Annotated in this window: 9 protein-coding genes; 7 read left to right on the top strand and 2 right to left on the bottom strand. The window is 66.0% G+C overall.

The genetic code is table 11. The features are described from left to right. Positions 1-15 precede the first annotated feature (15 nt). The 7 genes from AC1PME_RS20665 to AC1PME_RS20635 all read left to right on the top strand — a co-directional run bounded on the left by AC1PME_RS20665 (position 16) and on the right by AC1PME_RS20635 (position 22,589). The gene (locus AC1PME_RS20665) at positions 16-15,150 is read left to right on the top strand and encodes a hemagglutinin repeat-containing protein (protein WP_481096888.1); all 15,135 of its coding nucleotides are present in this window, start codon (positions 16-18) and stop codon (positions 15,148-15,150) included. Positions 15,151-15,155: 5 nt separating this feature from the next. Further along, positions 15,156-15,488, top strand: coding sequence for a hypothetical protein (locus AC1PME_RS20660; protein WP_481096887.1), 333 nt, complete (start codon positions 15,156-15,158; stop codon positions 15,486-15,488). A 499-nt stretch (positions 15,489-15,987) separates the two neighbouring features. Then, complete coding sequence (locus tag AC1PME_RS20655; protein ID WP_481096886.1) at positions 15,988-16,317, top strand: immunity protein YezG family protein; 330 nt, start codon at positions 15,988-15,990, stop codon at positions 16,315-16,317. Between the two features lie 561 nt (positions 16,318-16,878). Next, positions 16,879-20,670, top strand: coding sequence for a hemagglutinin repeat-containing protein (locus AC1PME_RS20650; RefSeq protein ID WP_481096885.1), 3,792 nt, complete (start codon positions 16,879-16,881; stop codon positions 20,668-20,670). Continuing rightward, complete coding sequence (locus AC1PME_RS20645; RefSeq protein ID WP_254459653.1) at positions 20,667-20,894, top strand: Imm31 family immunity protein; 228 nt, start codon at positions 20,667-20,669, stop codon at positions 20,892-20,894. The genes AC1PME_RS20650 and AC1PME_RS20645 overlap by 4 nt, the downstream gene beginning before the upstream one ends. Before the next feature lie 62 nt (positions 20,895-20,956). After that, positions 20,957-21,871 carry a hemagglutinin repeat-containing protein gene (locus AC1PME_RS20640; RefSeq protein WP_481096884.1) on the top strand — a complete coding sequence of 305 codons (915 nt, stop codon included), beginning with the start codon at positions 20,957-20,959 and terminating at the stop codon, positions 21,869-21,871. A 67-nt stretch (positions 21,872-21,938) separates the two neighbouring features. Further along, entirely contained in the window at positions 21,939-22,589 is a 651-nt protein-coding gene (locus tag AC1PME_RS20635; protein WP_481096883.1) for a YceH family protein, read from the top strand. A 221-nt stretch (positions 22,590-22,810) separates the two neighbouring features. On the opposite strand, the gene AC1PME_RS20630 is transcribed toward AC1PME_RS20635, so the two are convergent. Together AC1PME_RS20630 and AC1PME_RS20625 are read right to left on the bottom strand one after the other, a co-directional pair. Further along, positions 22,811-23,353, bottom strand: coding sequence for a DinB family protein (locus tag AC1PME_RS20630; RefSeq protein ID WP_481096882.1), 543 nt, complete (start codon positions 23,351-23,353; stop codon positions 22,811-22,813). A gap of 2 nt (positions 23,354-23,355) precedes the next feature. Further along, positions 23,356-23,892: a GNAT family N-acetyltransferase gene (locus AC1PME_RS20625; RefSeq protein WP_481096881.1), complete on the bottom strand. Its 537-nt coding sequence runs from the start codon at positions 23,890-23,892 to the stop codon at positions 23,356-23,358. Positions 23,893-23,998: the final 106 nt, after the last annotated feature.

Genomic DNA, 23,998 nt, shown 5'->3' with positions numbered 1-23,998 from the left:
AAAGAGACGACGACGATGCACACGGACCGTACTGACCGCCGCCACCCCCTGATCGACGCGCTCAAGCGCGGCCTGGCCGCGCTGCTGTGCTGCACGGTCACCTGGACCTCAATCCCGCTGTACGCGCAGGTCGCCCCGGTCGCCAATCCGGATGGACGCCAGCCCGGCCAGCAGGCCGCGGCCAACGGCGTGCCGGTGGTGGACATCGTCGCTCCCAACGCGCGCGGGGTCTCGCACAACCGCTACTCGCGCTTCGACGTCGGCAGCAACGGCCTGATCCTCAACAACAGCGCGCAGATCTCCAAGACCGAACTGGGCGGCTACATCGCCGGCAACGACAACCTCAAGAACAGCGGCGCGGCCACGCTGATCCTCAACGAAGTCACCTCCACCACCAGCCGCCTGCAGGGCTATACCGAGATCGCCGGGGCCAAGGCGCAACTGGTGATCGCCAACCCCAACGGCATCGTCTGCGACGGTTGCGGCTTCCTCAACACCTCGCGCGTGACCCTGGCCACCGGCACGCCGCAGCTTGGTGCCGATGGCGCGTTGAACGGCTTCTCCATCACCGGCGGCGCGCTGAGCGTCGGCAGCAACGGCCTGGACGCCTACAACGTCGACCGCCTGGACCTGCTGTCGCGGCAGTTGCGCGTGGACGGTTCGGTGTGGGCCAAGGACCTGCTGGCCAGCGCCGGCGCGCAGCGCATCGGCTACGACGGCATGCTGCTGGACGTGTTGCCGGGCAGCGATGGCGCACCGCCGGCGATCGGCATCGACGTGGCGTACCTGGGTGGCATGTACGCCGACCGCATCCGCCTGATCGCCACCGAGGCGGGGGTGGGCGTGGTCAGCCGCGGCACCTTGTCCGCGCAGAGCGGCAGCCTGCAGATCGACAGCGCCGGCCAGCTCAGCCTCGGCGGCACCGCGGTGGCCCGCGATGCCGTCGACCTGCACGCGGCCGGCACGCTGAGCCAGCAGGGCGTGCTCGGCTCGCAGCAGGCCGGCGTGCGCCTGCGCGCGGCGCAGTTGAGCCTGAGCGGGGACACCATCGCCCACGACACGCTCGATGCCGCGGCCAGCGGCGCACTGACGCACAGCGGCCGCAGCAGCGCCGGCGCCATCACCCTGTTCGGCTCGGAACTGGACGCCGGCGGCAGCCTCTACAGCGGCGGCGACCTGGCGCTGGGCGCCAGCGGTGCGTTGCGCAGCAGCGGCAGCGCCTACGCCGGCGGCGCGGCGCAGCTGCAGGCCGGGGCGGCCTGGTTGCAGGGCGGCGGCATCGTGCAGAGCGCCGGCCGCCTCACGGTCCAGGCGGCGCGGATCGAGGCGGCCGGCGTGCTCGATGCCGGCACCGACCTGAGCCTGCGCAGCGATGCCGACATGCGCCTGTCCGGCCTGGCGCAATCCTGGCAGGACGCCAGCGTGCAGGCTGGCGGACGCCTGGACACGCTCGGCCAGCTCAGCGCCGGCGGGCGCCTGGACCTGGCCGCGGCGTCGATCGGCAATGCGGCCGGTGCGGTGGTGTCGGCCGGTGGCGACATCGCCGTGGCCACGCCGGGCGCGCTCGACAACGCCGGCACGCTGTACGCCGGCCGCGATCTGCGCATCGACGCGGCCAGCGTCGGCAACAGTGGCGGCAGCTACGCCGGCCGCAACGCCACGCTCGCCACGACCGCGGCGCTGAGCAACAGCGGCAGCCTGGTGGCCGGCGCGGCGCTGAGCGTGGACGCGGCGCAACTGCGCAGCAGCGGCGAACTCGGCAGCCAGGGCGGCGACGTCGCCCTGCGCAGCCGCGGCGACCTGGCCCTGGCCGGGCAGGTGGCGGCGAAGGGCGCGTTGAGCGCGCAGGCCGGCGGCGCGCTGCTGCAATCGGGCACCCTTGGTGCGGGCAGCGCGCAGCTGCAAGCCGCCGGCGACGCCACGCTGGACGGCGTGGTCCGCACCGATGGGGACCTGCAGTTGAGCGCCGATGGTCAGTTGCGCAGCAGTGCCACGCTGGCCGCCGGCGGCAACGCCACCTTGCACGCGCAGGGGGCGTTGGCGCAGCGCGGGCAGGTGCAGACCGGCGGCGCGTTGGCGCTGGAGGGCGCCAGCATCGCCCAGGCCGGCGTGCTGGATGCCGGCACGACCCTGGCGCTGCGCAGCGCCAACGATTTGCAACTGGCCGGCACCGTGCAATCGCGTGGCGATCTGGTCCTCACCAGCGCCGGGGTGCTGCAGAACCAGGCGCAGGTCGTGGCCGGTAGCGCGCTCAGCGCCAACGCCGGCACGCTGAGCAATGCCGCGGGCGGCAGCTTGTCGGCCCTAGGCGACGCCAGCCTGACCAGCGCCAGCGCGCTGTCCAACGACGGCCAGCTGTACGCGGGCGGTGTGCTCCGCCTGCGCGCCGGCAGCCTGGCACAGACCGGCTCGGCCAATGCCGGTACCACGCTGACCCTGACCGTGGATGGCGCCGTTGCCAACCAGGGCGACCTGGTCGGCGGTGGCGACGTGCAGGTCGAGGCCGGCAGTCTGGTCAGCAGCGGCCAACTGGGCAGCCAGCAGGGCCAGGTCGCGCTGAACAGCCGCGGCGATGTGCAGCTCGACGGCGTGGTCGCTGCCGCTGGCGCCTTGCAGGCGCAGGCGCTGGGCGATCTGCAGCAGCGCGGCAGCCTGCGTGCGGCGGGCGTGCAGCTCAACGCCGCGGGCAACCTCGATGTGGCCGGCACCGTGCAGAGCAGCGACGCCCTGCAGCTGCAGGCGCAACGTGCGCTGCGCGTGGACGGCCAGGCCAGCGCGAGCGGCGCGCTCGGCGTCAGCGCGGCCAGTGTCGCGCTGGGCACCGGCGCGCTGCTGCAGAGCGCCGCCGCGCTGCAGGTGGACAGCGCGGCGCTGGACAGCCAGGGCACGCTGGATGCGGGCACCGATCTGCGCCTGCACAGCACCGGCGACCTCACCCTGGCCGGCATCGCCCAGGCCGGGCGCGACGTCGCGGTGCTGGCCGACGGCAACCTCGACACCCAGGCCAAGGTGTTCGCCGGGCGTGCCCTGCAGCTCAGCGCCGCCAGCGCCAGCAACCAGGCGCAAGGCCAGTTGCTCGCGCAGGATGCGCTCGACACCAACGTGCAGGGTAGCTTCGACAACGCCGGCCTGGTGCAGGCTGGCCAGGCCGCGAGCTTGAACGTCGGCAGCCTGCAACAGAGCGGCCGCACCTATGCCGGCGACACGCTGACCGTGCAGGCGGCCACCGCGCTGGGCAACACCGGCGATCTGATCGGCAAGCGCGACGTGGCGATCACCGCCGGCGTCGTCGCCAGCAGCGGTCAGCTGGGCAGCCAGGACGGTCAACTGAGCGTGACCAGCGCCGGCGATCTGCAACTGACCGGTACCCAGATCGCCGGCACCGCGCTGCACCTGCAGGCCGCGGGCGATCTGCTGCACGGCGGCACCAGCAAGGCGCAATCCGTGCAATTGGATGCCGGACGCGACCTGAGCCTGGCCGGCACCGTGCAGAGCGCATCGACCCTGCAGGCGCAGGCGCAGCGCGCACTGAGCGTTGATGGCCAGGCCCTGGCCACGGGCGACCTGCAGTTGCAGGGCACCAGCGTCGCCACCGGCAGCGCGGCGGTGCTGCAGAGCACGGCCGGCGCGATCGCCCTACAGGGCGGCAGCCTCGACAGCCAAGGTACGCTGGACGCCGCCACCGACCTGACCGTGCATAGCCAGGACGCACTGCGCCTGGCCGGCATCGCCCAGGGCGGCAACGACGTGCGGCTGAGCGCTGCGGGCGCGTTCGACAACAGCGCCCGTGTGGTGGCCGGGCGCGACCTGCAGGTGCAGGCGGCCAGCGCGGTCAACCGCGCCGCCGGCACGCTGGCCGCCGGTCGCGGACTGGACCTGCACGTCGATGGCCTGCTCGACAACGCCGGCCTGCTGCGCGGCGAACAGGCGCTGCAGTTGCAGGCCGGCAGCCTGCAGCACAGCGGCACGCTGTCCACCGGCCAGGCGCTGACCCTGCGCAGCAGCGGCGCGATGGACAACCGCGGCAACGTGATCGCCGGCGGCGACCTGCTGGTGGATGTGGGCAGCCTCGGCAACAGCGGCCAGCTCGGCAGCCAGAACGGCCAGGTGACGTTGACCAGCCAGGGCGACCTGACGCTGGGCGGCAGCGTGATCGCTGCGCTGGCGTTGAACGCCACCGCGCTGGGTGACCTGCGCCTGGATGGCGTGGCCAAGGCGCGTGCGATCGCGCTGAGCGGGCGCGATGTGGGGGTTGCCGGTGCGTTGCAGAGCGCGACCGGCGCGACGCTGCAGGCACAACGCGCATTGAGTGTGGATGGCCAGGCCTTGGCCGCCGGCGACCTGCAACTGCAGGGCGCCAGCGTCGCCACGGGCAGCGCCGCGATCCTGCAGAGCACGGCGGGCGCGATCACGCTGCAGGGCGGTGCCGTCGACAGCCGCGGCACGCTCGATGCCGCCACCGACCTGACCCTGCGCAGCGACGGCACTTTGGCCCTGGCTGGCGTGGCCCAGGCCGGCCGCGATGTGGCGCTCACTGCGGGAACGCAGCTGACCAACGCCGGGCAGGTTCTGGCCGGGCGCGATCTCACCGTCACGGCCGCCGGCATCGCCAATGCCACCGGCGCCAGCCTGGCCGCGCGCGGCGCGCTGGGCCTGACCACTGCCGGCACCCTCGCCAACGCCGGCACCCTGCAGTCCGGCCAGGCCATGACCCTGGACGTGGGGACCCTGCAACACAGCGGCCAGGCCTACGCCGGCGACACGCTGAGCCTGCGCGCCAGCGGCGCCATCGACAGCCAGGGCGACCTGATCGCCAAGCGCGACCTGCAGCTCGATGCCGCGCGCATCGCCAGCAGCGGCCAGCTCGGTAGCCAGAGCGGCCAGGTGACGCTGACCAGCCAGGGTGACCTGCAACTGGGCGGCAGCGTGATCGCCGCGCAGGCGTTGAACGCCACCGCACTGGGTGACCTGCGCCTGGATGGCGTGGCCAAGGCCGGTTCCATTGCGCTGAGCGGCCGCGATGTCGGCATCACCGGGACGCTGCAGAGCGCCGCCGATCTCGCGCTGCAGGCGCAGCGTGCGCTCAGCGTCGATGGCCAGGCGCTGGCTGCCGGCAGCATGCAGTTGAGTGGTGCAACGCTCGCCACGGGCAGCAATGCGATCCTGCAGAGCACGGCTGGCGCGATCACGCTGCATGGCGGCAACCTCGACAGCCGCGGCACGCTCGACGCCGCCACCGACCTGACCCTGCGCAGCGACGGCACCCTGGCCTTGGCCGGCGTGGCTCAGGGTGGCCGCGATGTGGCGTTCACTGCGGGAACGCAGCTGTCCAACGCCGGGCAGGTCCTGGCTGGGCGCGATCTCACCGCCACCGCCGCCGGCATCGCCAATGCCACCGGCGCAAGCCTGGGCGCGCGCGGCGCGCTGGGCCTGACCACCGCCGGCACCCTCGCCAACGCCGGCACCCTGCAGTCCGGCCAGGCCATGACCCTGGACGTGGGGACCCTGCAGCACAGCGGCCAGGCCTACGCCGGCGACGCGCTGACCCTGCACGCCAGCGGCGCCATCGACAGCCAGGGCGACCTGATCGCCAAGCGCGACCTGCAGCTCGATGCCGCGCGCATCGCCAGCACCGGCCAACTCGGCAGCCAGAACGGCCAGGTGACGCTGACCAGCCAGGGCGACCTGCAACTGGGCGGCACCGTCGCCGCGGCCACCGGGTTCAGCGCACAGGCGCAGGGCGATCTGCTGCAGACCGGCACCCTCAGCGCGCAGGCGCTGGACTTACGTGCCGGTCGCGACCTGACCCTGGGCGGCCAGCTCGCCACCACGCAGGGACTGCAGGCACAGGCGCAGCGCGACCTGCACGTGGACGGCAGCCTCAGCGCCGGCCAGGACGCCACCCTGCAGGCCGGCCGCACCCTTGGCAGCGGCAGCCAGAGCGTGCTGCACAGCGCCGGTGCGCTGCGCCTGAGCGGCGCCGCCATCGACAGCCAGGGCACGGTCGATGCCGGCACCACCCTGGCGATGACCAGCACGGGCGATCTCGCCCTTGGCGGCCTGGTGCAGGCCGCCTCCACCGTTGACCTGCATGCCACTGGCGCGCTCAACAACGCCGCCCAGGTGGTGGCCGGCACTGACCTGAGCCTCACCGCCGCCAGCGCCAACAACAGCAGCAGCGGCATGCTCGCCGCCCTGGGCAATGGCACCTTCACCGTGAGCGGGCTGCTCAGCAATGCCGGCGCGCTGCGCGCGCGCCAGCGCCTGCAGTTGGACGTCGGCTCCCTGCAGCAGACCGGCCGCAGCTACGGCGTGCAGCGCCTGGCGCTGACCGCCAACGGCGCGGTCGACAACCGCGGCGACCTGATCGCCGGCAACGCCTTGCGCGTGCAGGCGGCCAGCGTCGCCAGCAGCGGCCAGCTCGGCAGCGAAACCGGCGACGTGGCCCTGGTCAGCCAGGGCGATCTGAACCTGGGCGGCACCCTCGCTTCGGCCGGCGCATTCAACGCACAGGCCGGCGGCGCGCTGACCCAGAGCGGCGCCCTCAGCGCCGCGACCACGCTGCAACTGCAGTCGCACGGCGACCTGACCGTGGCCGGCACCCTCAACGCCAACCAGGTCGTGCTCGGCAGCGACGCCGGCGTGCTCCAGCGCGGCACCGTCAGCGGCGCCGACATCGCGCTGCAGGGCCAGCGCATCGACAACGCTGGGCAGACCCTGTCCAGCGGCAACCTGCGCCTGAGCGGCGGCAGTGTCGCCATCGGCGGCGTCGCCGCGGCCGGCATGCGCAGCGATGGCAGCCTCGGCAACAGTGGTTCCCTGACCCTGCATGCCGACGGCACGCTCAGCGCCAGTGGCCGCCTGATCGCCGCCGGCAACCTCGCCGCCGATGCCGCGCAACTGGCGCTGGCCGGCAGCGCCACCCGCGTCGGCGGCAACGCCACCCTGACCGCGAGCGGCGACGTGGACCACCGCGGCGCCGACCTGCTGGCCGGCGGCCTGCTCACCGTGCGCGCCGGCGGCGCGCTGGACAACAGCGCGCTCAACGGCGTCGGTGGGCAACTGCGGGCCGCGGGTCTGGACCTGGGCGTGGCCACGCTGCGCAACGGCAATGGCAGCCTGGTGCAGAGCGGCAGCGGCACCACCCGCCTGGCTATCGGCGGCACGTTCGACAACGGTGGCGGCCGCCTGGTCAGCAACGGCGGCGACCTGCAGCTCAGCGCCGCCTCGATCAACAATGCGCAAGGGCGCATCGAACATGCCGGTGGCGGCACCCTCACGGTCAGCAGCACCGGCGCCCTCGGCAATGCCGGCGGCCGGATCCTCACCCAGGGCCAGTTGCAGCTCAGCGCCGGCAGCACGCTCGACAACCAGGGCGGCACCATCGCCGCCGCTGGCGATGCCAGCGTCACCGCGGCGGGCCTGGGCAACGTCGGCGGCAACGTGTCCGCGCGTGGGTTGACCCTGCAACTGGGCAGCGGCGCCCTCGACAACCGCAGCGGCGTGCTGCAGGCCGCCGGCGGCAGCCTCGTGCTGCGCGCCGACAGCCTCGACAACCGCAGCGGCACGCTGCAGGCAGTCAGCGTCAACGGTGCCGGCGGCGACCTGCGCGCCGACCTGGCGCACGCCCTGACCAACGACGGCGGCCTGCTCGGCGCCAGCACCGATCTGACCCTCGGCGCGGAGAACGTCAGCAACGCCGCCGGGACCGTGCAGGCCGGGCGCGACCTGGCGTTGACCGCGCGCGGCCAGCTCGACAACCACCAGAGCGGGCGCATCGGCGCCGCGCGCGATCTCACCGTGGCGGTCAGCGGCGCGCTGCTCAACAGCGGCGGCCAGCTCGACAGCGGCAATGCCATGACCCTGTCCGGCGGCCGCATTGACAACAGCCAGGGCAGCATCGTCAACAACGGCGGCGGCCTGACCCGGCTTACCACTGGCGGCGAGGTGCGCAACGTCGGCGGCAGCCTGGGCGGGCGCGGCAGCCTGGTGCTCGATGCGGCCAGCATCGCCAACGGCAGCGGACACCTGGTGGCCGGCGGCGACCTGGTCGCCAACACCAACGCCCTCGACAACCAGGGCGGCAGCGTCTACGCCGGCGGCAGCATGCTGTTGCAGCGAAGCGGCGCCACGCTCGACAACCGCAACGGCAAGATCAAGGCCGAGCAGGCGGTGCGCCTGAGCCTGCAGAGCCTGAGCAACAGCGGCGGCCAGATCGGCGCCGGCAGCAGCGCCGGCGGCGCGGGCGATGTGGTCATCGACACCGTCGGCTTCGACGGCGGCGGCAGCATCCTCGGCCAGAACCTGCTCGACCTGACCATCCGCAGCGACTACACCCACCGCGCCGGCGCCGACATCACCAGCAACGGCGACTTCCGCCTGGCGGTGGGCGGCAACTTCGTCAACGCCTCGACGCTGCAGGCCGGGCGCAGCCTCGGCATCAACGCCGGCAGCATCAACAATCTTGCCGGCGCCGCCATGCGCTCGGGCAACGTGCAGTTGAACACCGGCGGCAGCGTCGGCAACGCCGGCGACATCTCCGCCAGCGGCAACCTGCAGATCACCGCCGGGTCGGTGGCCAACACCGGCAGCGTGGTCGGCGGCAACGTGCTGGTGGACACCGGCACCCTGGTCAACGGCGCCGACCTGGGCGGCGCGACCGACAATGCCGCCTACGGCAGCGCGCTGATCGGCGCCACCAACGGCATGACCCTGCTGGTGCGCGACCAGCTGGTCAACCGCGACGCGAAGATCTTCAGCCTGGGCAACATCGCCATCGGCGCCGCGCGCGACGGCAATGGCACGCTCACCGCGCGTACCGGCACGCTGGACAACGTCTCCGGCAGCATCGAGGCCGATGGCAGCATCCTGATCGCGGCCAATCAGATCAACAACCGGCGGCGGGTGGTGAATGCCAGAACCACGCCGCTGTCGGATGCCGAGCGCGAGGCAATCAATGCCACGACGCCTCCTGAAGTGCTGTACGTCGGTCAGCCGATGCCTGAGCAAAATGGCCCCAACGTTGGTGACAGAATCGGTCTGGGAGCGACGCGGACCTACGACGTCATCAGTCGCGACCAACTCATCTCCGCTAGCGCCGAAGGACGCATCGCCGCTGGGGGAAACATCTCCCTGTCCGGTAGTGTCAACAACTACGCGTCGACGATCGCCGCCGCTGGTTTGCTCTCGATCAATCGGCAGGGCACAAGTGGCTTGAGTGATGCCCTGATCAGCGGGCAAGAGGTCGTCGGCAACAACGCCCTGGCATTGAGCCAGCAGACCAAGTACACCGATGTCGAGCAAGTTGCCTACCTGGATGATGGTGATTGCGCACGCGGCTATCGCGCGGATGGCTGTACGTACACCGTGCAGGAAGAGGTAACCAACTCCGGGATTCTGGACAACAGTTACATTGCTTTGGCCGCCAACATGACCGGCGGGCAGGGCGTGGCGATCAGTGGCGCGACCATTCGCAATGGCGCGGTCGGCATCGACGGGCGCAACATCAGCGGCGCGGCGCTCATCGCCAACCAGGGCGCGGCCCTGAACCGCCGCGGCACGCAGAGCGCCAGCGGCGCTGGGAATACCGCCGTGCAGGCTCAGACCGCCGCCGCGCCCGGCGGGGCTAGCGTCGGCAATCGCATCACCGCCGCCGGACTTGGCCAGATCCGGATCGATGACGGCCAGCGCAACCTTGTCGGCACGGCGGATGCCAGCGCCGCCGCCGTGCAGGCGCAGGGCGTCCAGACCGGATTGATCGGCGCCAGCGCGGTCAATGCGTCGCAGGTGCAGGCCAATGGCGTGCAGGCTCAGCTCGGTGGCGCCGGCAGCGGCAGCCGCAGCCAGGTCCGGGCCGGCACCGCGCAGGCGGTGCTCACCGCCGGCACGGTGCCGGGCCAGTACCAGCAGATCGACCCAGGCACCGGCCAAGTGCCGCAGGTGGTCGGCGGCGTCGGCGCGCCGCTGGGCAACATCGTGCTGCCGATGGGCGGGCTGTACCGCCTGGTCGGCAGCAATGGCGCCAGCGTCAGCACGCTGGGCCGCGCCGCCAACGGCCTGGGCGGGGTCAATGCCAGCAACAGCGCCCCCGGCCGCCGCTACCTGATCGAGACCGATCCGCGCTTCGTCGACTACAACAACTTCATCAGCAGCGACTACCTGCTGGACAAGCTCGGCGTGGATCCGCAGTGGACCCAGACCCGCCTGGGCGACGGCTTCTACGAGCAGCGCCTGGTGCTGGACCAGATCACCCAGCTCACCGGCCGCCGCTACCTGGGCAACTACGCCGACGGCGTGGCCCAGTACCGCGCACTGCTGGATGGCGGCGTAGCCGAGGCGAGCGCGCTGCACCTGAGCGTGGGCGTGGCGCTGACGGCCGATCAGGTCGCCGCGCTGACCCACGACATCGTGTGGATGGTGGAACAGGAGTATCAGGGCCAGAAGGTGCTGGTGCCGGTGGTGTACCTGGCGTCCAAGACCGCGCTGACCCTGCGCAGCGACGGCGCGCTGCTGGCCGGTGGTGCGGGCGACACCGTGCTCAATGCCACGGCCGGCTTGACGAACACCGGCACGATCAGCGGCGCCAACGTCAGCGCCACCGCTGGCAACCTGCTCAACCAGGGACGCATCGTGTCCAGTGGCACCGTGGCGCTGCAGGCCAAGCAGGATCTGCTGAACCTCGGCGGCCAGATCGCCGGCCGCGACGTGCTGCTGAGTGCCGGCCGCGACCTGACCAGCTCCACCCGCGACGCCATCGCCGGCGGCGACCTGCGTTCGGGCATCACCGCCGACAACAACCTGCGGCTGCAGGCCGGCCGCGACCTCAGCCTGACCGGCACCACCGTGCAGGTGGGCAATAGCGCGGCGCTGCAGGCCGGCAACAATCTGATGTTGCAGCCGACCACGCTGCGTGACGAGTCCGGTCTGCTGCGCGGTGGCGACCGGACCAGCCTGATCGTTGGCAACAACCTCTCCCTGCAGGCAGGCAACGATCTGGCCATCCGCCAGGTGCAGGTGCAGGCCGGTGGCGACCTGATCGCTGCGGCCGGCCATGACCTCGACGTGACCTCGGCACTGGGCGGCAGCCGCACCATCACCGATCAGAGTCTCCAGGGCAAGACCAAGGTCGTCACCGCGACCACCACCCAGGACCTGGACCAGCAGGTGCTCAGCGCCGGCGGCAACCTGGTGCTCAGCGCCGGCCACGACGTCAACCTGACCGCCGCCAAGCTCGACGCCGGCAAGGGCCTGGCCGTGGTCGCAGGCAACGACCTCAACAGTACTACCCTGACCACGGTCGACACCAGCAACACTCTTGAGACGCGCAAGCGCTTCAAGCAGACCACCACTACCCGCGACGAGACCGTCCACGGCACCGAGTTCACCGCCGGTGGCGACATCGCCCTGCAGTCCGGCCACGACGTGAACCTGACCGCGGCCAAGGCATTCACGGACAAGGGTGCGCTGGCGGTGTCCGCCGGCAACGACGTCAACCTGCTGGCCGCACAGGAGCAGCACGACGCCGTGCAGGACATGCAGAAGAAGAAGTCCGGCTTCCTGTCCAGCAAGACGACGACGACCCACGACGAGTGGCACGACAGCACTGCGGTGGCGACGACTCTCAGCGGCGACACCGTGCAGATCGCCGCAGGCCACGACTTGCTATCGCAGGGGGCCCAGGTCGCCGGCACCGGCAACGTGGTGGTGGCTGCTGGCAACGACCTGACGCTGGAGACGGCGCAGAACACGCATAGCGAGGAGCACGACAAGAAGGTCAAGAAGACCGGCCTATACAGCGGCGGCGGCTTCAGCGTCACCCTGGGGGCCAGCAAGCAGACCAATACGCTGGATGCGACGGAGGTGAGTCAGAGCGGCAGCCTGGTCGGCAGCACCGATGGCTCTGTCACCCTCACCGCCGGCAATGCCGTGGCGATCACCGGCAGCGACGTGCTGAGCAAGGCCGGCACGGCCATCGTCGGCAAGGACGTGACCATCGCCGCGGTCGAGAACCGCGTGGATACGGTCCAGACCTCCAAGCAGCAGAGTGCCGGGATCACCCTGGGCCTGACCGGCGCAGTGGTGCAGGCGGCCGAAGCGGCATATGGCGCCACCAAACGCGGCAGCGAGGTCGAGGATAGCCGGCTGCAGGCGCTGTACGCGGCCAAGGCCGGTTACGCGGTCAAGGACAGCGTCGATGCCTACCAGGCTGCCACCGCGCAAGGCGCACAGATGGGCGGGGCCAGCCTGCGCATTGGTATCGGCGCCAGCAGCGCTTCCAGCAAGACCGTCACCCATGAGGAAACCACCGGCGGCAGCCGCATCCTGAGCGACGGCAACGTCACCATCGCCGCCACCGGCGGCGACTTGAACGTGATCGGCAGCAAGATCGACGGTCAGAACGTTGCTTTGGCGGCGGCCAACAACCTCAACCTGCTGAGCCAGCAGGAGACCAATACCGAGAAGTCGAGCAACAAGAACGCCGGCGGCGAGATCGGCGTGAGCGTCGGCACGACCACCGGCATCTACCTGAGCGCCTATGCGGGCAAGGGCAGTGCCAAGGGCAACAGCGAACTGCACACCGAGAGTGTGGTGACGGCCAAGGACACGCTGACCCTGGCCAGCGGCAACGACACCACGATCAAGGGGGCGCAGGCGATTGGCGACACGGTCCTGGCCAAGGTCGGTGGCGACCTGCTGATCCAAAGCGAGCAGGACACCAGCGATTACAAGAGCAAACAACAGCAGGCGGGCGTCACCCTGGTCTATGGCTACAGCACCGGCGGCAACGTCAGTGGCTCGTACAGCCAGCAGAAGGTCGACAGCAACTACACCAGCGTCAAGGAGCAGAGCGGCATCCAGGCAGGCAATGGCGGGTTCGATGTCGATGTCGGAGGCAACACGCATCTGATCGGCGGTGCCATCGCCAGCACGGCTGAGGCTGAGAAGAACCGCCTGTCCACCGGCAGCCTCACCGTGGAGGACCTGAAGAACAAGGCGGAGTACAAGGCCAGCAGCGTCGGGGTCAGCACGGACATGGCGTCCAGCGCCACGACAGCTGCGCTCGGCGCCGCCTTAAGCCTGTCGGGGGGACAGAACGGCAACGCCAGCAGCGTGACCAAGAGCGGCGTCTCTGCCGGGACGATCGACGTTCGTAACGGAGACACCTCGGCAGTAGCAAACCTGGATCGCGGTGCGACAGAGCTGCAGCAATCCGGGCTGAAGCAGATCTTCGACGAACGTAAAGTCCAAGACCAGATGGAGATGGCTAAGGTCGCGGGGGAGGTCGGCTTCCGCACGGTTGGGGCGATTGGAGATGCGCTGACCAGCAAGTACAAGGACGCAGCACTCGTTGCTGATGGCGCGGAAAAGCAACTGAAACGTGACGATCTCACTCCGGATCAGCGCGCCGCGATCCAGCAGAGCCTGGACACTGCCAAAGCCACTATGGCGGCGTACCAGGAGCAAAACGATCTCTGGAAGGATGGCGGAACCGGCAAGACGCTGCTGCATGCGGTCGCAGGTGCGGTTGCGGCGAACCTTGGTGGCGGAAACGCGATGCAAGGCGCGCTGGGCGCTGGCGCCGCCGAGCTTGCGCGTCCGCTGACCGAAAGCGAATCGAAGCTCGTACAGAATCTGGTCAGCGCGCTGATCGGCGGCGCTGCGGGCGGCGAGACGGGCGCCGGCGTTGCCGTAGACGGAGAGAACTTCAACCGGCAGTTGCATCCGGACGAGTTGAAGAAGATCAATGCCAGTGCGGCCACGTTCGCAGCGATGGAATGCGGCCAGGCATGCACACCGGAACAGGTGGAAGCCGCGCGGCAGCGCCTGATCGTGCAGGCCATGCGTCAAACGGACAGCCGATGGAACGACATCCTTGGCATGGGTGGGTTGGTCGCTCAGGACGGAAATGCACAGAGTTTCCTGGCATCCATCACACAGACCAAGGGCAACTACACGGATTTCTCTGCCGATTGGGCCCAGTACAACGATCACTCGATGTTCGCCAGCGCGTTGCGTGGCACCCCAGCGCTGGACCAGGTGTATGGGGCGGTCCTGCGGACGGCAACCAATCAAGATGATCAGCGTCATCTGTTGCAGGCGCTCAACCGCACCGATGCTGGCTGGACTGACGACTACGTCAGTGGCGTCCTGAACCGCGACGCATGGGCCATCGGCACCACGTTCACGGGCGACGTCGGGTTTGTCGCGGATGTAACGCAGAAGCTGGCTACTGGCGACACCCAGGGCGCTCTCAGCGCGGTTGCTGGAGCTGTGGTGCTGTCCAAAGTCGGTGAGTTGGGCGGGATCGTTGCCGGCAAGGCTGTCACCATCATCAAGGACGCGCTGAACTCGACGAAAGGCGCGTCAGACTCGGTGTTGCCGTTGGTTGTGAAAGAGACCACCACAGCTGGCAATGCGGGCAACGTGGTCACCGAAGTGCCATTGCTGAAGCCTGAGGTTCCAACCTCGAGCAGTGCACTTGAGGCACCGAGGAGCACTGCAATCGATACTTCCGCCTTGGCGGGTTTCCCTGACGTGCCTCCGGGCTATAGCACGCTGAAGTCGGCAGGGGCGGCTGCGAATGAGACGGGTGGGCTGCCGGAGGGATTTCGGCGGGTCGTGAATAACGAAGGCGATACTGTAGTTCAGGGTTCAAACGGCGTTATTTACAAGGAGGTGGATGTTTCGGCGGGTCAAAAGGGTGGATGGAGCAAAGAGCTGAACAAACCTGAGCCTAATACTATCTACAATGTAGATGACAACAAGTTGTATAGGACAAATGCCAATGGCGACGTAGAGTATGTGGAAGCAAACTTATCGCTGAGTACTAAGGATAGAAATACCTATCAGCAGTGTAAGGCGGGTAAATGTGGGAATGCTGGCGATGAGGGTGGTCACCTTATTGCAAGTATCTTCGACGGCCCTGGTGAGAGACTGAATCTTGTTCCTATGGATTCCGGCCTCAATAAAGGGGCTTGGAAAGCGATGGAAAATAGGTGGGCTAATGCGCTAAGGGATAGCAAATCCGTTAAGATAAAGATCGAGCCATCTTATTCCAGTAATGGGCGTCCTGATAGTTTTGTGGTTGAATATAAAATAGGTTCCGATCCGCCTAGAAGAGCTGTTTTTAAGAATGAAGCGGGAGGTTAGTGTGTATGAGAAATGACGGCGATATATATAAAGATATCTCTTTGATTTTAATCGATGTTGCTCCGCAGGACTCGATAAAAATAAAATTAGTGGCGGAAATGAGGTATGGCGACGATCATTGCGAGTTTGAATATTGGGCTACCAATCATTTAGGTCGGGAGGATTGGTTCACTCCGGCGGATGTCAGGACTGACATCGATTTGTTGAATCTACTAGCGGAGCTCCGCTCTTACTTCAAGACTAATAATCTTTTTCATGATCAACGTCCTTGGTGGGGTGTAACCCTGGTTGTGGACAAGGAAAATTCAAAGATCTCATTGGATTTTTCCTATGACTGACGCCGTAAAAAGCAGTTCTCTGTCCACCTGAGCTCGCAGGGCGACATCTAGTCCAAGGAGGGACGGCTACGGCGGTCGTGGGCGTTGAAATAAGGGATGTCAGCAAAAAGGTGTACAAATGAATTTTTATTGCTGCCGTGCTTGGTCTAGATCTGAAAAAATTCCTTTGGAAATTTATTCGAATGATGTTGCCGAAAATCGGCATGAGCAACGTGAGCCATACACAGTGCTGGTCAATTCGGCTTCCTCTCCGTCAGCGTTTGCAGAGATTTTCTTAAAAAAGGATTTGTTTGCGTCGGTTTTCTTGATAATTTACGTAGGGAATATATTTCATATCAGTTCAAGCTCATTGAAGGGGAACGTCGGTTTTTGGTAATGGTCATTTATAGAAGCTATGTTGCCGAGGCACAGGAGATTATATCTGCTGATACATATATTTTAAGCCTGAAGGCGATCTTTTTATTGGACGGGATAAGTTCAATTCACCCGGAGGAGTTTGATGGAGGATCAAAGAATTTATGAGAAAATCGGTCGGTTGTTAATTAATGTCTGTCCCGCAGCTGCCGAAAAGGTCATTGTTCGCGCAAAAATCTTCTCTGAAGGGGACGGTGCGACTTATGAGTTTGATTATGTGGATGGCAATGAAGTAACGCGCTGGTTTGATCCTCCCGCTCGAAAAATTGGTGAATTAACGGAGCTCCTGGTTTGCTTGCAAAAAGAATTCATAAATGACGAGCTTGTTAATGAGGCGCGAATTTGGAGGGGGTGTGAAATAAAGCTTGATACCAAAAGTTCAAAGATCGGAATCAATTTCTCCTACAACGATTAGTTTTATAAGCCCGCCAAGTTAGTTCAATGTCTGCTGTTATCGAAATATTCCGTTATACCGCGAAAGGAATGTAGATTGAAAAACGATATTGATATTTACAACGAAATGGCTTCTTTGCTTGTTGGGTCTGCTCCCGCTGAGTCAAAGATTGTGAAAATGAAGGCGGGGATGAAATATGGAGATGACCACCTCGAGTCGACATATTTCTAGGAAGATGTGGATGGAGTGGAAAATTGGTTCTTGCCAAAAGGGGATGATGTCGCAGGTGACATGTTAGATCTATTGGTTGAGCTTAAATCATATTTCAATGAAAATAATTTGTTTAAAGGCGGGAGACTTTGTGTTGGTGTTACTTTTTATATAGATATTATTAACTCAAAAACTAATTTCTGCTTCACTTATCTTTAATGGGCGTCTCATCATAAAAATATTCGGTTAAAAGATAAGGCGGATCCAATCAAGGTCCATCGGTAAATGATGACGTAAGTCAGGAGTGACCGGTCGCGACCAGGATCGCACCGCTCCACTGCCTGTCAGAACGACAGCACCAGCACCGCACGCGTGAGCCAGGTCAGTGCCGGCGGCAACCTGACCCTGCTCGCCAGCGATGGTTCGATCACCAGCCAGGGCACACAACTGTCGGCCGAGGGCAATGCGCTGCTGCTGGCGAGCCAGAGCATCGATCTGGGCGTGGCGCATACCACCGAGTCCAGCGGCAACGATAGCCGCGGCAAGGGCTGGAGCTTCAATAATGCGGCGGGCCTGCCGTTCGGTAACTACAACCAGAAAGGCAACGGCAACGGCCAGACCGACACCATCACCGGCACGCAATTGTCGGTGGGCGGCAACGCCAGCCTGAGCACGACCCAGGGCGACATCACCCTCACTGCCAGCAATGTCGCCGCACAGGGCAACGTGGCGATGCACGCGGCGGGCGACCTGACCATCCAGAGCGGGCAGGACACCGCCGGCAACGCCAACGTCTCGGACAACAAGGCGATCGGCACGGTGGTCATTTCCGACACCGAGCGCTTCTCCGGTTATCACACCGAGAAGCACCGCGACGACAACGCCACGGTGACGCAGGTGGCCAGCAGCGTCGGCAGCCTGGGCGGCAACGTCAGCCTGAGCGCGGGCGGCACCTACACGCAGAGCGCCAGCAACGTGGTCGCGGCCAAGGACGTGGACGTCACTGCCGCGTCCATCCAGTTGCTCACCGCCAACGACAGTCATGCCGCGTCCTCGCAGGACGACACGCTGAAGATCGGTGCGTTCGCGCGGGTGAAGTCGCCACTGATCGACCTGATCAACAACGTCGATGCGGCGCGCAACTCCGACGGCAGGCTGTCGGCGATGCAGGGCATGGCGGCAGCGGCCAACGGCTACCAGGCCGCCAGCGCGATCAGCAGCATGGCCGGCGGCGCCGGCAGCGGCGCGCTGGTCAGCGTGGAAGCGGGCGTCGGCTACGCCACCAGCACGGAGAAGTACAAGGCCGGCAGCCAGACCGCGCAAGGCTCGACCATCAGTGGTGGCGGCAACGTCAGCCTGACCAGCACCAGCGGCGATCTGCACGTGGTGCAGGGCAACCTGAAGGCCGGCGACACGCTGAGCCTGGACGCGGCACGCGACCTGGTGCTGGAAGCAGGCAAGTCCGCGGGCTCGGAACAGAGCAAGGGCAGCCACTCCGGTCTGGAAGTCGGCGTGGGTGCCTCGGTTGGCGCGCAGACCGGCGTCTATGCCTATGCGCAGGCCAGCGTCGGCAGTCATTCCTCCAACGCCGACAGCGCGACATGGAAGAACACGGAGCTGGCCGCGCAGAACATCGCCCTCACCTCGAAGGGCGACACCACCTTGCGCGGCGCCGTGGCCAAGGCCGACCGCATCGACGTGCAGACCGGCGGCGACCTGACCATCGAGTCGCTGCAGGACACGGCGAACATCCAGTCCAAGGAGAGCGGCTACGGTGGCCGCATCCAGGTCTCCTTCGGCACCGCCTGGGATGCCAGCGGCTACGCCAGCACGGCCAAGGCCAACGGCAACTCCTCCGGCGTGACCGAACAATCGGGCCTGTTCGCGGGCAAGGGCGGCTACCACGTCGATGCCGGCAACGTGAACCTGATCGGCGGCGCCATCGCCAGCACCACTGCGGACAACAGCGAGCTGACCGCCAAGTCCCTGACCTTCAGCGATCTGCAGAACCAGATGGGCTACTCGGCCAGCTCCGGCAGCCTCGCTGGCGGGTTCGGCAGTAGCGGTACTGGTCAATCGTCTACCGGGGCCGATGGCAGCACGGTGGGCGGGCAGGCACGAGACATCGGCAACACGATTGCCAACGGCAATTACGGTCAAGTCAACAGCGGCGGGCTAGGTGGCGGACTGCCGATGTCCCAGAGCGGCAAGGACAGCACAACCACGCGCGCCACGCTGACCGAAGGCAATCTCGTCATTGGTGGCAAGACCACCACCGCGGCGGAGACGGGCATCAACACCGATGCCAGCAAGGCGAATGAAGTCCTGGCGACACTGCCGGACGTGCGCAAGGTGCTGGCCGAGCAGCAGGCGATTGCGGCGGCGGCCGGAACGGTGCTGGAGACCAGCCGCCAGGTAGCTGGCGACATCGCGGCCAATGCGGCGAGCAAGACCGCCGAGGCGCGCGCGGCCTACCTGAACGGCCTCAGCGGCGACGAGCAAGAGGCATTCGCAAAGCTGGATCCGACGGCGCAGCAGAACGTGCTGCTGAGCCAGAGCACGGCTTATAGCGAGGCTTACGCCAAAGAGAAGCAATGGGGCACCGGTGGCGAGTACAGCCGCGCCTTGCAGGCGGTCACGACGGCCCTGGTCGGCGGCGTATCGGGCCAGGGCGGCACGCAGGTGGCGAGCAATGCGCTGGCGCCTTATGCGGCGCAACTGATCGGGCAGAGCTTCGACGCCAACCACGGCAGCGATCCGAATGCGGCAGCGCAACTGTTGTCGCACGCGCTGCTGGGTGCGGTGCTGGCCGAAGCCAACGGCAGTGCCGCTGCTGGCGGTGCATTGGCTGGAGCGGGTGGCGAAGCTGCCGCGCAATACCTCACCAAGACGCTCTACGGCGCCGACACCAAGCCGAGCGACCTCTCCGAGCAGGACAAGCAGACGATCCTGGCGTTGTCGCAAGCGGTCGGCGCGCTGGTGGGCGGGATGACGGGCGGGAGCTTGAGCGATGCGGCGGTGGGAAGCATGGTTGCCAAGAATGCAGCCGAAAACAATTTCCTAGGTGATGAGCAAAAGAAGCAGCTTGAGGCGCTCCGTGCCAAAGCCAAGTCGGGCGAACTGACCGCGCAGGAAGCAAGAGATCTCGTCATCCTCGATGTCAGCGACCAAGTCAGCGATGGCTTGCTACAGAAGTATCGTTCGGGAGAACAGCTAACCGCAGCGCAAATGCAGGATCTACAGACCTATCTTGGCGCATATGCGGCACAAAACGGTGCTGACGCAGCCTGGGAACTCGTTAAAAATGGTCCGAATCCAAATTATGACTATCCGTATGCTGGTTTGAGCAGCGACAAGCGCGACTATGTCGATGCTAATTTCACATGGAGAGACATGCTGATCGGGCACGACAAGAGCGTCAACGAGCAGGCATTTGTTGATGCGCGAAACAAGTCAGGTCTGTACTACAACACTGCCCCGAATGAGAGCTTGACTCCTAGCGGGATGCAGTTCTCAAACAACATGGCTATTCTCGATACGCTCGGGAACAGCGCGGCAGCGGGATTGGCCTATCTCGGCGCGACGGCGGTTGGTGCGAGTGACAGTACTCGCAATGCATTGACCCTTACGGTCGGGCAGCTAGCTGAGATTGGATCGGCGTTTGTTCTTCCGAGAACAGGGATTTCGCCTATCTTTGGCCAAACATCTGTCGATGCACTGCCCATCAAAAATCTGCCGCCGATTAGTGCGATTGTTGATGAAGAAGCCGTGGCATTAAATAGTGGGAAACAGAGTAACCTGGGAAATAATCAAATATTCAGATACGTTGATGAACCTCCATTCGATCCATCTGGCTCAGCTGGTTCTGCCAAGGTTTGGTCAATGAAAGGGCGTATAAAGTATGTGGATTTGCCAGTTCAAGGTAAGATTCGTTATGTTCCCCCTCAAAACTATGATCCTTCAAGTCCACTGCCGCGCGGTCCAAACAACGGATATATTGATAGATTTGGTAACGAATGGACAAAAGGACCATCCCGCACGGAAGGTCAGACTTTTGAGTGGGATGTACAGTTGTCTAGGACGGGTAAATCTCAACTCGGCTGGGCTACTCGCGACGGGTCCCACTTAAATGTTTCATTGGACGGAAGGATCACGCACAAATGACAGAAGAGAAATTTGAATTCTATCAAGAGGTTGAAGTTCGCGCGGGATTAGACCTAGAGTACCAGGGTAAGAAAGGGGTTGTCATGGGAGTTAGTGAAGAAGATGGGGTTGTATACGGGTATGCAGTATTAATTCATGGACATGAGGCTGTGGTTTATTTTGATAAGAGGAAGTTGATTCCAACCGGGAATTTATTCTCTCGGGAAGACTTTTATGAGAAGTAACTTGTAGTATTTTAATATAATAGAGGAGTCCGCGTAGGTAAATTGTCGCTGGGCCACGGTGAGTGGCCAGCAGCGTCGGCAGCCTGGGCGGCAACGTCAGCCTGAGCGCGGGCGGCACCTACACGCAGAGCGCCAGCAACGTGGTCGCGGCCAAGGACGTGGACGTGACTGCCGCGTCGATCCAGTTGCTCATCGCCAACGACAGCCACGCCGCGTCCTTGCAGGACGACACGCTGAAGATCGGTGCGTTCGCGCGGGTGAAGTCGCCGCTGATCGACCTGATCAACAACGTCGATGCGGCGCGCAACTCCGACGGCAGGCTGTCGGCGATGCAGGGCATGGCGGCAGCGGCCAACGGCTACCAGGCCGCCAGCGCGATCAGCAGCATGGCCGGCGGCGCCGGCAGCGGCGCGCTGGTCAGCGTGGAAGCGGGCGTGGGCTATGCCACCAGCACGGAGAAGTACAAGGCCGACAGCCAGGCCGCGCAAGGCTCGACCATCAGTGGCGGCGGCAACGTCAGCCTGACCAGCACCAGCGGCGATCTGCACGTGGTGCAGGGCAACCTGAAGGCCGGCGACACGCTGAGCCTGGACGCGGCACGCGACCTGGTGCTGGAAGCAGGCAAGTCCGCGGGCTCGGAACAGAGCAAGGGCAGCCACTCCGGTCTGGAAGTCGGCGTGGGTGCCTCGGTTGGCGCGCAGACCGGCGTCTATGCCTATGCGCAGGCCAGCGTCGGCAGTCATTCCTCCAACGCCGACAGCGCGACATGGAAGAACACGGAGCTGGCCGGCCAGAACATCCCTCTCACCTCAAAGGGTGACACCACCTTGCGCGGCGCCGTGGGCAGCCTGCTCGCCGCGGCAGGGCACGACCTCAGCGTGACCTCGGTGCTGGGCGACAGCAGCACCGTCACCAGCCACTCCGCCAGGTTAAGACCAGCGCTTCGAGGGAACGGCATCATGCCATGCATGGTGTGACATCAGCCTGCGGAGCCGAGCCTATCAAGCAGTATGCTTCGCTCCTGACCAGCAAGAAGCCCAAACGATGACCGATACCCCCGCCGTTCCCGTCCTTTCCGCCATCGAAGCCCGCGCACTCGGCTGCCTGATCGAGAAAGAAGCGACCACGCCGGATGCGTATCCGCTCACGGTCAATGCGACGGTGGTGGCGGCCAATCAGAAGACCTCGCGCGAGCCGGTGATGGCGTTGAGTCCGGGCGATGTGCAGCATGCGCTGCGTCAGCTCGAAGGGCGCGGTTTGGTGCGGCAGCAGTTCTCCTCGCGCGCCGAGCGCTACGAGCATCGGTTGGCGTCGGCGCTGGATCTGACCCAGCAGCAGGTGGCCTTGCTTGGCCTGCTGCTGTTGCGCGGCCCGCAGACGGCCAATGAGTTGCTGACGCGGGCCGAGCGCATGGCGCGCTTCGCCGATGCGGACGACGTCCGCCACCAGTTGGAACGGCTGGCGCAGCGCCAGTTGGCGGTGCAGTTGCCGCGTGCCAGCGGGCAGCGCGAGGACCGCTACATGCACTTGCTTGCGGGTCCCGTGGATGCGGAGGCGCTGGCGGCCACGTTCAAGGTGCGGCCGGCGGCTTCGGGCCATGATGAGTTGGAAAGCCGGGTGCAGGCGCTAGAGGCCGAGGTGGCGGAGCTGCGCGAGATCGTGACGCAGTTGCAGGCGCAGCGCGCACCCGAGTGACGCGGAGCTGGCGCCCTTAAAGGAAGCCTCCAGTCAACTACGATGGCTCAGGTGTAGGAGCGGCTTCAGCCGCGACAGGCAATACGGGTCACGCGCGTCGCGGCTGAAGCCGCTCCCACAATCGCGACGCCATAGCTCGTTGAGCTGCGGCAAAGGCACGTTGACAGAGGCGCCATAAAACGCCATTCGTTGACCAAGCACAGCGCCCCGCGATCGCAAGATCACCCCATCTCCACCTGCGGAATCACCGCCAACATATCGGTCATGCCGACATCCACGCCCGCCTGGCTGAGCAAGGTAGTGGCCTGGCCACGATGGTGAGTCTGGTGATTGAAGAAGTGCAGCAGCAGGTCGCCGAAGCGCCTGCTGTGCGACTCGCCACGGGTGTTGCGATAGCGCAGTGCCACGTCCAGGTCGTCGGGCTGCAGTTGCGCCATCCAGGCGGCGATCGTCGCGTCCAGGGACTCGCGCTGCGTCCGCAGGTCCGCCAGGCAGTCGGCCCGTGGCGCGTCCAGCGCGGCCGGGACCGGTGTGGCCGCTATGGCCTGTAGCGCCGGATGACGTGCCGGGTGCTGGGCGAAGCGCTGCAGCCAGATCGTGTCGGCCACCACCAGGTGGTTGAGCGTGCCCAACAACGACCCGAAGAAGGCGCCGCGCGGCTCGGCGATGGCCGCGTCCGGCAGGGTCGCGACCGCGGCATACAGGCGCTGGTTCATCCACTGGCTGTAGTCGGCGAACAGCCGCAGTGTGTGCAAGGTCTCCATGCTCAGGTGTGCTCTTGGGGCGCGTGCAGTTCGCACAGATGGAGTTCGACCTCGGCGGCCTCTGGGCTCAGGCCCACGCGCCCCTGGGCGACGAAGCCCAGCGCGCCGAGCAGCCGCAGCGAGCGCGTATTGCCCGGCGCCACGATCGCGTAGACGCGCGGCAACGCCAGCATGGTGTGCGCGTACTCCAGCACCGCGCGCGCCGCCTCGCTGGCGTAGCCCTGGCCCGCATAGGGTTCCAGCAAGGCATAGCCCAGATCGGGCGCGGGCAGGGTCGGCCGCAGCACCAGCCCGGCCACGCCGAGCCAGACGCCGTCGTCGCGGCGCTCCACCGCATACAGGCCGAAGCCGTGCTCGGCGTAGCTGCGCACCGAGCCGTCGGCGAGATAGCGGCTGGCCTGCGCTTCGTCGCGCACGCCGCGGTCGCCGATGTGCGCCAGGAAGCCGGGATCGTTGAGCAGGGCCAGCATCGGTGCGGCGTCGCGCTCGGGGTCCAGCCGGCGCAGCACCAGACGCGCGGTCTCGATCACGGTGGACATGCGGCGCTCCTGTGGGTCGGGCCGCCAGCGTGGCGCCACCGCCGCGGCTTGGCAAGCGGAGCCGGCGCCTGCGCTTCGTGGCGTAGACACCTCGTTGCCTTAGCGC

It is taken from the genome of Xanthomonas sp. NCPPB 901 (assembly GCF_056725085.1).
Note: the sequence above shows the minus strand (reverse complement) of the source record. Positions and strands in the feature narration are given on the sequence as shown.